This is a genomic window from Anoxybacteroides voinovskiense (assembly GCF_014196205.1).
Taxonomy (GTDB): domain Bacteria; phylum Bacillota; class Bacilli; order Bacillales; family Anoxybacillaceae; genus Anoxybacteroides; species Anoxybacteroides voinovskiense.
Window position 1 is genome coordinate 69689 of sequence record NZ_JACIDE010000008.1, and the last position, 12070, is coordinate 81758.

Genomic DNA, 12070 nt, shown 5'->3' on the forward strand with positions numbered 1-12070 from the left:
AATCATTATTTTATACTCATCTCCCTACCTGTTATATCGGAATAAAATAAAGAAGTTTAAATCCTTTTTGCAACATGTTGTGGATAATTGCAGAAATATGATTGTTTTTTGGCTCTTCACCAAAAGTTGTACTTGATTTTTTCATAACATGTCTTACTTATGCTTCCGAGGAAAAACAAGTAAACCAGTGATTTTTCCACATGATTGTTCAGAAAAATATACCGTTTGGTAAGTACATGTTGGGGTGATGATGAACCTGTTTTTTGGCATAGTGTAAATCATAAGAAAAGCGCAAAGCGCCCGCCTATCCGCCTATCGGCGAAGAGCGCACAAGCCCCACCGAGGAGGCTCAGCCAAAGCAAAGCTTTCGCTTGCGTGGGATATTTCAAAGAAGCAAACTCAGTGTGTCGCCGCCGAAAGAAGGGGCGAGGCGCATCACACCGATGGCGCTTGAAGCTAGACATCGCCCCACCTAATCGTAAAATTTTATACTCCCTCTAGAAATGTTGATATATCAAGGTTTCTTGGCATCTTAGGGGTGCCAAAAAAATATTTTTCGACAAAACTCATCACACATTTTTTCATTTTTGTTGATATCTAACAACCAATGGTGCGCTTCGCGACCACTGGATATTTTTGTATTTTTATATACCAGTGGGGGGATGTGTATGCGATGCACCTTGGATCTCTGCATTACTGATGAGGACGAACCCTCCCATGTCTCTGGGCATCCGTGTGCCAACATTCCTTCGTTCGGTCTCTTCACCAGGCAGAGGCCGGCTAAGCTTTCTTAGGGACTCGAGGTCGAATGTATAAAATGGTGCCAGCTTCTCCGTGTCATCTGGTTGTTCAGAACACTCTTTTTGTCAAAGGAGGCGGCTTTAGGCTGCCTGTATTTGAGTGGAGGAGAAGATATCTCGCATCATTCGTTCCTCATCAAATGCTTGCTGTTTCACACAAACCGCGTATACAATCTTCAATAGCTTGCCACATAACACAACGATGGATTGCTTCTTACGCAACGGATGGACAGGACGTGTCGTATAGTACTCGTGCAAGGCACGAAACGCCTTGTTATGGCGAATGAGTGGGATCATCACCCGAAAGAGAAGGGCGCGTAGCCGTCTTCGCCCTCGCTTCGAGATTCGTTTTTGCCCCTTGTGTTGTCCCGACGAGTTTTCTTTCAACGTCAAGCCCGCTCATTTGATCAATTGCCGCGGATCTTGGTACTGTTGAAAACTCCCGATTTCCGACAATAGTTCCACCATCGTCGCATCGCCTAACCCCGGGATGGTTTGAAGCCATTCGTACTCCACCGTCGTTTGTGCAAGGGCAACTAACTCTTCCGTCAACGCTGCGATCTCTTGTTCCAATTGGCGATATCGGCGGACCAACGTGGCAATTTGGGTACGGGCCATCCGTTGTCCTTCCGTGATGCCAATCGAATCGCGAGAAACCTCGATCAGCTTTTGAATTTTCGGTTTTTGCGGACATTTCAGTCCTTCGCTTTGACGGTATCGCTCCATGAGCCCTTCGATCGTCTGATCGGCCATGTCCATCGGAAACGGCGTGTGTTCTAAAACTGCCAATGCGAGTTTTCCGAACGACGGAAACACTTGCACAAACTCTGGGAAGTACTGATCCAGCCAACGAATCATTTGATTGAGGACGGCATTCCGTTCCTTGATCAGTGATTCTCGAAACGTGGTTCCTGCCCGTAATTCCGCCTCCACCTCGTGGAGAATGCGTGGATAGCTAAATCGTCCGTCTTTGACGAGCCTTGCGATGACGAGGGCATCTTTGGCGTCATGCTTCGTCGGTAAGTTGTCGTCCAGTTCTTTCGACCGTTTGACGTGCATCGGGTTGACCATGACCAACGGGATCCCTTTTTCCTCGAGAAAATGGGCAAGGTTCAACCAGTAATGTCCGGTCGGTTCGATTCCGACGATCACTTCCGTTTTATCGAATTCCCTCATCGCCTCCTGAATCAACGCATAGAACTGCTCAAATCCGGCTCTCGACTGGAGCACTGGAACCCTCTTCTTGAGTTCTCTTCCCCGTGCGTCCACCATCGCCACGAAATGTTTTTGCTTGGCAATGTCCATTCCAATCACTAATGTTTGATCCGTGACTTGTTCAATTTTGCGATTTTGTGTACAATTCATAATGAGTCCTCCTTGGTTTGATGGTAGGTTTTTGTTGGTACCCCTGCATCATACCAAGAGGGCTTTTTTCTTTCAAGTCCCCCAAAACCTTTCTAACAGGAATGCTTTCTTATCTTTTAAATAAAAACAAAGAGGGACCTTAGAACGCCTAAGCTCCCTCTTTGTTTCATAATGATTAACGGAGTAATTGCAATACTCCTTGTGGCTGTTGGTTCGCTTGAGCCAACATTGCTTGTGCAGCTTGAGAAAGGATGTTGTTCTTTGTGAACTCCATCATCTCCTTCGCCATATCTACGTCGCGAATACGAGACTCTGCGGCTGTTAAGTTTTCTGCAGCTGTACCTAAGTTGTTGATTGTGTGCTCCAAGCGGTTTTGGTACGCACCAAGTTTAGAGCGCTCTGCAGAAACTTTTGCAATTGCTGCATCAAGACGATCAACTGATGCTTCTGCACCAAATTGTGTTGACACATCTAAATACGTAGAACCAGATTTAACGCCAAGGCTTTGTGCAGCTAAATCACCGATACCAACCGTAATCTCCTGTGCTGTGTTTGCTCCGATGTGGAAACGAAGCGCGTTATCAGTTGTAACCGCATCCTCTGCCTTCGTAAACGAAACCGTAATTGTATCTCCTGCTTTAAATGCTGTTACATCAATTGAACCAACAACAACAGAACCAATTGTAACTGTCCCATCTGTACCAATTGACGCTGTCATTACTGAGTTTAACGCACGTGACACAGAAACGTTACCTGATGTTGTAGCAGTTCCTTGTGTTAAACGGAAACGGATTGTGTCAGAAATCGATCCAGCCATAGCAGCAATGACAGAAGCTGCTGCAGTTACGTTAACAGCTGCTGCTGCATTAGATGCAGCAAATTTCAATGAAGCGCCAACAGAAGCTTGCACTCCTTTTAAACCACCGTTTAATAGCTTTTTAGTGTTAAACTCTGTCGTTGTTGCGATACGATCGATTTCATCCGTCAACTGATTAATCTCTTTTTGGATTTCTGAACGGTCGGCATCTGTGTTTGTATCATTTGCCGCTTGGATTGCTAATTCTCGCATGCGTTGCAAAATGCTATGCGTTTCGTTTAATGCTCCTTCAGCCGTTTGAATAAGCGAGATACCGTCTTGGGAGTTTTTGGAAGCCATTTCTAACCCACGAATTTGGCCGCGCATTTTTTCAGAGATCGCAAGACCTGCTGCGTCGTCGCCTGCGCGGTTAATGCGAAGACCAGAAGATAATTTTTCCATTGATTTTCCTGCAGCTTGTGTACCAGCTGTTAATTGGCGGTACGTGTTAAGAGCCGCAATGTTGTGGTTAATTCTCATTTCATATTCCTCCTTGAATTTGTTTTTCCCACGTCCGTGTGGTTGTTTGCAGTTTCGAAAGTCGGCCGCCTTTCGTTTCTGCGTTCACTTTTATTATCGGATAGATAGTTTTAAAGTTTAATAGTTTTTTGTAAAAAAATTAGATTTTAATGTCAAGAAATTGCGAAAATGGAGATGGCTGTTGGATTTCTTTGACGATGCGCGCTGGGTCGTCTTTATGTTTGTTAATGATTTCGTTTAGCGCTTGTTCGGCGATTTGTTTGTTGTCTTCGACGATGCGCGCGATGACGCCAGGAATTTGGACGCCGCCGATGCTTACACTCATGCTTACTTCCCTCCTTTCCGTTGCTTTAATTGCTCCGTCAGCAGTTTTAGCGACGAAACGGAGGCGTGCGAAGCAGCGTTATTTTCTGTTTGGATGGCGAGATATACTTCTTTTCGGTGAATGTCAATATGTTTTGGCGCATGGATGCCAAGCTTCACTTGGTCGCCTTGGATGGCGAGAACGGTAATCTCGATGTCATCGCCAATTTGGATCGCTTCTTTTAATTTGCGCGTTAAAACAAGCATCGTTCCCGCCTCCTTATTTCGCCACTTTTTCTGGAAATAGACGATGTTTTATTTTGTACGTTGTGTTCGTTAAAATGACTTGTTTGCCGAGACGCTCGCAGACGTTAATAACAACAGGCGCCTGCAAGTTTGCTGTCGTATCGCCAAACGGCTCGGCGACGGTTAAAATGACGTATACGGCAACGTCTTTTTCCGCTTTGAGCGACAGCTGTTCGCACGTTGCGTCATCGAGGTCGATTTCGTACGTCGGAAAATACGAAAACGGCTCGATCATGACAAAGCCGAGCGCGGGCGTATTTATGGACTGCAAAATGACAAACGGCGTGTCATGAAGCGGCAATAAGATGAACTGCTTTTCGTCAGGAAAGCCCGGAACGCCTTGTTCAAAACGAATAATGTCGGCTTCGTGAATTTCGATCTCTCCATGATATTTTGTAGCAATATTCATACGCTTATCCCTCAATTCGTTATGTGACGACGTCAATGCGCAAAGCATTATGCCGCGCTAAGTCAAAATGAACCGCACCAGGTTTGTAATCGATTTGCACTGGGCGCGGTTCGATGTGGATGCGCGCACCATACGTTTGCCAGTTCATCTCGATACGACCCGGCTCAAAGCCGATTTTCACGCTGAATGGGCGCGGCACAAGCCCAACGTTCACTTCTAGCGGCGGGGGCTCGCTATTTGCTTTCGCCTGTTCGGCCAGCACATCCCCACCTTGTTCGATGCGCATTAATTCATCGCCTTGTGCCGATGTCGTTTCTAAATAGGATAGCCAATTTTCGTACCCTTCTTGCGCTGCTTCTTCGATGCGGCGAAAAATATGTTTTAAATCCATATCTGCCCACGCTTCCGATTGGTCGATCGTCAAGCGCGGCGGGGTTGTTTCCATCTCGAGCTGCGCGGGCGGCTGCGCAATCGAAACGTCCGCGGGCGGCTGACGCATTTCCATTTGCGCCCGCTCGATCGAAATCGCCAATTGTGGAAACGTCGCTTGCATCGTTAATTGCGGAAGTTTCATGACGAATCATCCCCTCAACGCAAGAAATCAACGAGCGTCGGCTGGATGATGCGCGCCCCGACGGACAATGCGGCACGATGGACGCTTTCTTGCGTTTTTAAATCGGTAATGACTTTTTCAAGGTCAGCGTCTTCGTTGTCAGAAATCATTTGTTGCGCGATGACTTGTTGCGTAGAAAGACGCTGCTCAATCAGCTCGAGCCGGTTCACGCGTGCGCCAAGATCGGCTCGCTCTGCTAAAACGCTATTCATATGATTATCTAAGTCGCTTAAGAGTTGATCCAAATTGTCAGATGACTTGCCGCTAAACGTGTTTTCGAGCTTTTGCAGCGTATCAAATAGCCCTTGGCTAAAGACGTTGTTTGGATTAATATTCGCCTTTAATTTAATGCCTTTTGATACTTCTACTGTAAAATCGTCAGTGTTGTTAGTTACAGATGGTGCAGTTGGCGATGGTTGTTCCGTCACGGGAGCTTGGGCAATGTTTGTGCCATTGAAAATATATTTTCCTGCTACTTTTGTGTTTGCCGTTTGCACGAGATCGCTTTTTAGCTGTCCAATCTCACGGGCGATCGCCTGCTTGTCCTCATCCGTCAACGTCCCATTTTTCCCTTGGACGACGAGTTCGCGCACGCGCTGCAATACTTGTGTCGCATGGTCAAGCGCCGATTCGGAATTGTCCATCCACGTATGCACTTCGGACAAGTTCCGTTGGTATTGCTCGATTTCCGTTAAACTTGTACGGTAATACATCCCTTTCATCGCCACAACCGGGTCGTCCGATGGGCGTTGGATTTTTTTTCCTGTCGATAGTTGCTCTTGGTATTTATCCATCCGCGCATAGCTTTGGCTAATGTTACGCAATGAGTTGTTCGTAAGCATGAATTGCGTGATGCGCATTTAGTTCACCTACCTTCCGACAACGCCCATATTGTTAATAATTTTATCCAACATTTGGTCAATCATCGTAATCATGCGGGCTGACGCGTTATAAGCGTGCTGGAATTTAATCATGTTCGTCATTTCCTCGTCTAACGATACCGAACTGACCGACTGGCGGCGTTCGTCGACCGACTGGCGGAGCGTATCGCTATTATTGGCAAGCCGCTCTGCCTCTTGGGCGTTCACCGCCATTTGTCCGATGACGCTTTCGTAAAAGTTTTGAATGGTCGTCGTACTGCCGGCGATAGACATCGTTGTATTTTTTACTTCAGCTAACGCTTGGGCGTTACTTCCATCGCCGATTTGTCCAACAATCTGCTTATTTTTTTCAAATTCAAACGTCCATTTATCACCTTGTTTCAGTGTTGTAAATTGTGCCATAAACTCAACTGTGTTTGCATTAAACAAACTCTCGAGCGTGGATTTTAACGAACTTTCACTTGTATCCACTGTATGTCCAGATGTGATTAAGCTAGAGTTCTCATCAAATACTTTATAATCAAAACGATTATTTATATGGTCAAATTCTAACTCTAAACGAATACGGTTATAAGGACCCGAACTATTGACGTTGCCATCAAAAGTCCCCCAAGGAGAAATTCCAAACCCAGCAAATGATGCAGCAATGTTGTCTAATGAACCTACAATATTAGAATGTATGCCAAGCGTTCCTGCCACATCGGAAGGGTCATAAGTAAAGAAATTATTACTTGAAAGCTTTTGACCTGTTTGAATTTCATGAATACTCCAACCTGTTGAATGAATTTTATTAAACTCATCTGCAAACGCCTTCGCCATGGCGTTTAAGTTGTTTAACATGTCTGGGTACAAGCCGCTTTCCGTTGCGCCGCCGTCTTCACTATAGCCATAGGAATAAAGAAGCGCCCCAATTTTGCCGTTTTCTTTTAAATTCATAAAAGAATTGACTGTCTGATTGCCGAGCGAAAACGACACGACTGGTCCTTCTTTTTTTACGTTGTCTTTATATTGGACATCGAATTTTTGTACGGTACTGTTTTTCGCATCGACAAGCGTTCCTATGGTAGCGCCGCTCGTTTTATCGACAAGTTCGACCGTAAACCGCCCTTCGGCAATTTTTAGCGCACTGCCGCCGCTTGATACAGGTGTTACTTTCATATTGACATATTGCGACAATTCGTCTAATAACCGATTGCGCTCGTCATACAAGTCGTTCGGCAAATAGCCGTGCACTTCCGTTTCGCCAATTTGTTGGTTCAAATTGTTCAATTGGGTCGCCAGTGAGTTAATCGCTTGGACGGTAACGTCTATTTCATTTTTTAAATCGTTTTGAATCGATTTTAACGAAGAAGATAAATAATGAAACGTTTCCGTGACCGCGATGCCGCGCTGACGGACGACCGAACGAGCACCAGAGTTGGACGGGTTGACGGCTAAGTCTTGGAGCGACTGCCAAAAACGGTCAAGCGTTTTCGCTAGCCCTTCGTCCGACGGTTCGTTCATAATTTCTTCCATTTTTTTAAGCGCATCCGAGCGCATGTTCCAATAGCCGTATTTCATATTTTCCCCGCGGTATTGCACGTCTAAAAATTCTTCGCGCATCCGCTGCACCGTTCCGCCTTCGACCCCTGTCCCGATTTGGCCTGGAATGACTGGGCGGTTTTGTGACGGGTACGGATACGGCGGCGTCTGAACGAAATTGACGCGCTGGCGCGAGTAGCCAGGCGTGTTTGCATTGGCAATATTATGTCCGGTGACATAGAGTGCTTGTTGCTGAGCGGTCATGCCGCGCCGTACCGTTTCTAATCCTCCAAATGTAGAAAGCATCATAATCCCCCTTACGCCTTCGACTCGAACATCGAGCGGTCGAACGGCTCCTCGTACGTGTTCGTCTTATTATAGTTCATCGGCTGCGCTTGCGGCGTCATCATATCGAGTGTTAAATAAACGAATTGTAGCGATTGTTCGGTCAGCTGCCGGTTTACGTCGTTTGCTTGCTTAATATTTGCTATGATGCGCGAGAGCTCGTCGTATAGTTCGGCAAGCTGCGAACGTTCTGGCTCTTCCGCAAGCTCGATGCAGTTTGTCATCGTCGCTTCCGCAAGACCGTGTTGTCGCATGAAGTGCAACCGGTTATTTTCCAGCTGCTGAATGGCAAAAATATGTTTTTGCTCGTCTTTCATAAGTGCTGTTAACGTTTCGATGTCTTGCTTTTTTAGCGCTTCTGTTTTCTTTAATGCGAGCTGGTAGAGGCTTTTATGCAGTTTGATTTGTTTTTCTAAGAGAGAAATCAATTCAGTAAACGTCATCTTTTTTTCTCCCCAATTATTTGTTGAAATAATAATTCCAGACGCTTTCCGCAACCGCTTTTGCGTCAACGGTGTACGTGCCGGTTTGCACCTGTTGTTTGAGCTGCTCGACTTTTTCTTGGCGAGCGGCTTCTAACTTGGACGCTTCTTGCAGTTCTTTTGCCGCTTGGGAAATTTCGACTTTATCTTTTTTTCCCGTTGTTTTTGCACTTTGTTCTAGTTTGTTCATTTGACGCTGATAAGGATTGACGTTCGTTGAGCCAATGCGATGGATGTTCATCGTGCTCACCTCGCTTTCTTCAGGTGTACGCGCAAACGTATCTATTGTTTATATCGGCAAAAAAGAGGGAATGTTTAGTTTTCGTCTTTCTTTGTATAATACGTCATCCGCTGTTTGTCGATTTGCCGTTGTTTTTCTTCTTCGAGTTTTTGTAGCTGTTGTTGTAGTCCTTGGTTGCACTCCAAGCAAAGCCGTCCTTCACGAATAAGCTTGCCGCATTTGTCGCACGGATAGCCAAGGTTTGGGAATTGCAAAAGTTGAATCCGTCCTTTTTTAATCCATTTAATGATAAGCGTTTCGTCTACTTCGGTCGCAGCGACGACTTGCGCAAGCGTCGCTGTACGATTTTCCCGTTTTCGCAAAAAGTTATACACTTTTTCGAACAATTTTTCTTCTTCCTTATAGCATACTTCGCATATGTCGCGAAATTGGTTTTTGACAAATAAACGGCCGCATTTTGGGCAATTATCTAACTGTGCCATAGTTCTCCCCTTCTTTATGTGTAAATGTTGATAATCAACCCTTGGATTTCCCCAATAAGTCCTAATAAGTCGAGTCCTTTTTGTTCTTTTTGCAGTACGGCGTTCGTTAAATCGATTAGTTTTTTGTCGACTTCTTTGACGATTTTATAAATGCGTGTTCGTCCGCCGCGGCTAAAGCCGCGCTGTTCTTCCAGCTGCAAGCCATTTTTGACGGCGTCGTCGAGAAATTGTTTGACAAGCTTTTTATATTTTTTTAAGTCTTCCACCGTTTGCGATTCGGCTAATTTTTTTCCTTGTGCTTCAATCTCCTGGGCCATCGTTTGAAATCGTTCAAACAACACATCGTTTTTTTTCTTATGCATCACTTCCGTAAACGAAACGGATTCCGTCGGCGCATCGTCTTTTTTCTCCACGCGATTGATTGTTGCCCGCGACACTTTCTGCACTTCCATCATCGCTCACACCTTTTTCTTTTTATTATGCCACACGTACAAAAAAAGGGCGAGGTCGCTTTGACCTAACCCTGTGAAAAAACATTAGCTTTTTAACAATTGCAAAATCCCTTGCGGCAGCTGGTTTGACTGCGCAAGCATCGCCTGTGCCGCTTGGTTTAAAATATTGTTCTTCGTAAACTCCGTCATCTCCATCGCCATATCCGTATCGCGAATGCGGGATTCGGCGGATGTTAAGTTTTCGTTCGCTGTTTTTAAGTTGTTAATTGTATGCTCAAGGCGGTTTTGGATCGCACCAATTTTGCCCCGTTCCGCAGATACTAACCTAACCGCATTATCAATTACAGTAATCGCTTTACTTGCCGATTTAGCATCGGAAACATTAATCACATACTCGGTAGTAGTTCCGTTTTTAACGGTATTAACAGAATAATTAGCAGAAATAGTATTTCCATCTGCACTTGTATACGTACGATCTCCAGAAACTGTATACGTGAGTCCTAATGCTTTTGCTCTCATATCAGCAATGCTGAACGTAAAGCTTTGTCCTTCATTCGCCCCAATTTGAAGACTAATATCAACGTTCAACGCATCTTGTCCTTTCTCTTCACGCGCTGTTAATCCTAAATCAACATGAGGAGAAGTAATCTCGAACTTTTGATTTGCACCAACATCTCCCGTTTCAAACACAAAAAGGTCACCAACTGCTTTCACAGTCATATCTGGCTCCCCGTTATTTGTTGCATTATTAATGGCGTTTTGAATAGCTAAAGCTAATACACTGCGATCTGTATACGTTCCAGCAGGAATGGCTGCAGTGTACGCATTTCCATTGAGTTTGAAAGAAATTTGATTATTTACATCTAATCCAGCAATTTCTTTAGCATTGACTAACCATAATGGGGATGCAGCAGAACCTCTTACGTTTGTGATAGAACTATCCGCTCCACCATCATTCGCTTGAAGAACAATTTTTCCGTTGTCATTTAGAGCGGTAACGTTATAGCCAGACGATGTTAGCTTGCTATTGATTTCTGTTACGATTTCATCTACTGTATTATAGACCTTATCGGTTAGAGTAATAGTAACAGTACCGCCATTACCACCCGCACCATCCGTAAAATCAAACGTAAGGGTGTGGTTAGCCGGGATTCCATCCGTTCTTGTTGCTGTACCAATTAATGTCCCTACAGCATTCCCCCCCATTACTTTCACGTAGCTACCGTTACCTGTCTTATTTAAACGAGTAAACACTAAATAACCATTAGCATCAATGCTTGCAGAAACTTTTCCGCTTAAACTTGATCCATTGATAGCTGCTTCAATGTCATTTAATAAAGTCGAACTATCTTTTCCAGACGTTCCATCGTACGTTTTGTTGCCTCCACTTACATCAATAACAATAGCATCCGTTGTACCGTCATCTAGCTCTAATGTCAATTCGTTATTTGTACTATCAATAGTAATATTTGAGCTAGATAAATCACTATTAGATAATTTCACACTACCTGTAACATATCCCGCTTTATCCCCGTGAATATCAACAGCAGTTGAAATAGGTTGCCCTTCCACTTTTGCCTTTGTTTCTGCGCTACGAATCTCGATATTTCCGCTCACTGGATTGCTTATATATTTCGCAGGAAGCGCATCTGTTTTTTGAATGCTGCCGTCAAGCAACGTGATTTTGTTAAATTCTGTGCTATTTCCAATCCGATTTAATTCATCAGCCAATTGATTGATTTCGCTTTGAATATGTGTGCGATCTTCATTCGTATTCGTATCATTCGCCGCCTGCACTGCCAGTTCTCTCATGCGTTGAAGGATGCTGTGCACTTCGTTGAGCGCTCCCTCCGCTGTTTGGATGAGCGAGATGGCGTCTAAGGCGTTGCGTTCTGCCATTTGTAGCCCGCGAATTTGCGAGCGCATTTTTTCGGAGATCGCAAGGCCGGCCGCGTCGTCTGCGGCGCGGTTAATGCGCAAGCCGGAAGAAAGTTTTTCTAAGTTTTTGGAAGCATTCGCTTGGTTCGTTGCTAAGTTGCGATACGCGTTCAGCGCTTGAATATTGTGGTTAATTCTCATCGAATCGTTCGCTCCTTTTCTCTTATTGTTCGTACGTCGTCACAAACTTCTCGTACGCCGCTGCTTTTTGCATAAACGCTTGTTGCACAGGCTTTGGCTCTTTTTTCAACGCTTCGTTCCACGCGCGGGCAATTTCCGTCGCAATGGTAAGCACTTCTTGCATCATGTCGATATTTTTTTTAACGTTCGCCTCAATCAACCGCTCTGCCATATAGTTATACAGCGCATCAAGCTGATGGGCGACAATACCGGCATCGTATTTTAGCCCAACACCAAGGCGGCGCAAAATGTCGTTTGCTTTTTGCAACCGCTTATTTGCCCGGACGTAGTCGCCTTGTTTCGTGCTTGCGATCGCTTCTTCCATGCTCTCGATTAGCCCTTCATATAGCAATGCTGTTAATTGTTGCGGTGTTTTTTTATATACTGCTTCTTCGGTGAGGAATTCCACACGCCCA

The 12070-nt window shown here is 44.9% G+C and carries 13 protein-coding genes and 1 pseudogene; all 14 read right to left on the reverse strand.

What is annotated here, in order from left to right:
• Positions 1-881 precede the first annotated feature (881 nt).
• The 14 genes and pseudogenes from GGR02_RS07335 to fliS all read right to left on the reverse strand — a co-directional run bounded on the left by GGR02_RS07335 (position 882) and on the right by fliS (position 12063).
• Positions 882-2165, reverse strand: a pseudogene (locus GGR02_RS07335) (IS110 family RNA-guided transposase).
• Between the two features lie 175 nt (positions 2166-2340).
• Entirely contained in the window at positions 2341-3501 is a 1161-nt protein-coding gene (locus GGR02_RS07340; protein WP_183184083.1) for a flagellin N-terminal helical domain-containing protein, read from the reverse strand.
• 139 nt (positions 3502-3640) lie between these two features.
• The gene (locus GGR02_RS07345) at positions 3641-3826 is read right to left on the reverse strand and encodes a hypothetical protein (RefSeq protein WP_183184084.1); all 186 of its coding nucleotides are present in this window, start codon (positions 3824-3826) and stop codon (positions 3641-3643) included.
• A 2-nt stretch (positions 3827-3828) separates the two neighbouring features.
• Complete coding sequence (gene csrA, locus GGR02_RS07350; protein WP_183184085.1) at positions 3829-4071, reverse strand: carbon storage regulator CsrA; 243 nt, start codon at positions 4069-4071, stop codon at positions 3829-3831.
• A 13-nt stretch (positions 4072-4084) separates the two neighbouring features.
• The gene (gene fliW / locus GGR02_RS07355; RefSeq protein ID WP_183184086.1) at positions 4085-4519 is read right to left on the reverse strand and encodes a flagellar assembly protein FliW; all 435 of its coding nucleotides are present in this window, start codon (positions 4517-4519) and stop codon (positions 4085-4087) included.
• A 19-nt stretch (positions 4520-4538) separates the two neighbouring features.
• Positions 4539-5093, reverse strand: coding sequence for a DUF6470 family protein (locus GGR02_RS07360; RefSeq protein WP_183184087.1), 555 nt, complete (start codon positions 5091-5093; stop codon positions 4539-4541).
• Positions 5094-5107: 14 nt separating this feature from the next.
• A complete protein-coding gene (gene flgL / locus GGR02_RS07365; protein ID WP_183184088.1) occupies positions 5108-5992 on the reverse strand; it encodes a flagellar hook-associated protein FlgL in 885 nt (294 codons plus the stop codon).
• 9 nt (positions 5993-6001) lie between these two features.
• Positions 6002-7840: a flagellar hook-associated protein FlgK gene (flgK, locus tag GGR02_RS07370; protein WP_183184089.1), complete on the reverse strand. Its 1839-nt coding sequence runs from the start codon at positions 7838-7840 to the stop codon at positions 6002-6004.
• A gap of 11 nt (positions 7841-7851) precedes the next feature.
• Positions 7852-8322, reverse strand: coding sequence for a flagellar protein FlgN (locus GGR02_RS07375; RefSeq protein WP_183184090.1), 471 nt, complete (start codon positions 8320-8322; stop codon positions 7852-7854).
• A gap of 16 nt (positions 8323-8338) precedes the next feature.
• Positions 8339-8602: a flagellar biosynthesis anti-sigma factor FlgM gene (flgM, locus tag GGR02_RS07380; RefSeq protein ID WP_183184091.1), complete on the reverse strand. Its 264-nt coding sequence runs from the start codon at positions 8600-8602 to the stop codon at positions 8339-8341.
• A gap of 74 nt (positions 8603-8676) precedes the next feature.
• Positions 8677-9084, reverse strand: coding sequence for a TIGR03826 family flagellar region protein (locus GGR02_RS07385; RefSeq protein WP_183184092.1), 408 nt, complete (start codon positions 9082-9084; stop codon positions 8677-8679).
• A gap of 14 nt (positions 9085-9098) precedes the next feature.
• Complete coding sequence (locus tag GGR02_RS07390; protein ID WP_183184153.1) at positions 9099-9536, reverse strand: YaaR family protein; 438 nt, start codon at positions 9534-9536, stop codon at positions 9099-9101.
• Between the two features lie 84 nt (positions 9537-9620).
• Positions 9621-11615 (reverse strand): flagellin N-terminal helical domain-containing protein, encoded by a 1995-nt coding sequence (locus tag GGR02_RS17780; RefSeq protein ID WP_306415774.1) that lies wholly within the window; start codon positions 11613-11615, stop codon positions 9621-9623.
• 22 nt (positions 11616-11637) lie between these two features.
• The gene (fliS, locus tag GGR02_RS07405) at positions 11638-12063 is read right to left on the reverse strand and encodes a flagellar export chaperone FliS (protein ID WP_183184093.1); all 426 of its coding nucleotides are present in this window, start codon (positions 12061-12063) and stop codon (positions 11638-11640) included.
• Positions 12064-12070 lie beyond the last annotated feature (7 nt).

Coding starts and splice junctions, on each gene's coding strand:
- flgM (WP_183184091.1), bottom strand. CDS start 8,602: ATGAACATCCATCGCATTGGCTCAACGAACGTCAATCCTTATCAGCGT.
- flgK (WP_183184089.1), bottom strand. CDS start 7,840: ATGCTTTCTACATTTGGAGGATTAGAAACGGTACGGCGCGGCATGACC.
- csrA (WP_183184085.1), bottom strand. CDS start 4,071: ATGCTTGTTTTAACGCGCAAATTAAAAGAAGCGATCCAAATTGGCGAT.
- GGR02_RS07375 (WP_183184090.1), bottom strand. CDS start 8,322: ATGACGTTTACTGAATTGATTTCTCTCTTAGAAAAACAAATCAAACTG.
- fliW (WP_183184086.1), bottom strand. CDS start 4,519: ATGAATATTGCTACAAAATATCATGGAGAGATCGAAATTCACGAAGCC.
- GGR02_RS07390 (WP_183184153.1), bottom strand. CDS start 9,536: ATGGAAGTGCAGAAAGTGTCGCGGGCAACAATCAATCGCGTGGAGAAA.
- GGR02_RS07340 (WP_183184083.1), bottom strand. CDS start 3,501: ATGAGAATTAACCACAACATTGCGGCTCTTAACACGTACCGCCAATTA.
- GGR02_RS07345 (WP_183184084.1), bottom strand. CDS start 3,826: ATGAGTGTAAGCATCGGCGGCGTCCAAATTCCTGGCGTCATCGCGCGC.
- GGR02_RS17780 (WP_306415774.1), bottom strand. CDS start 11,615: ATGAGAATTAACCACAATATTCAAGCGCTGAACGCGTATCGCAACTTA.
- GGR02_RS07360 (WP_183184087.1), bottom strand. CDS start 5,093: ATGAAACTTCCGCAATTAACGATGCAAGCGACGTTTCCACAATTGGCG.
- GGR02_RS07385 (WP_183184092.1), bottom strand. CDS start 9,084: ATGGCACAGTTAGATAATTGCCCAAAATGCGGCCGTTTATTTGTCAAA.
- flgL (WP_183184088.1), bottom strand. CDS start 5,992: ATGCGCATCACGCAATTCATGCTTACGAACAACTCATTGCGTAACATT.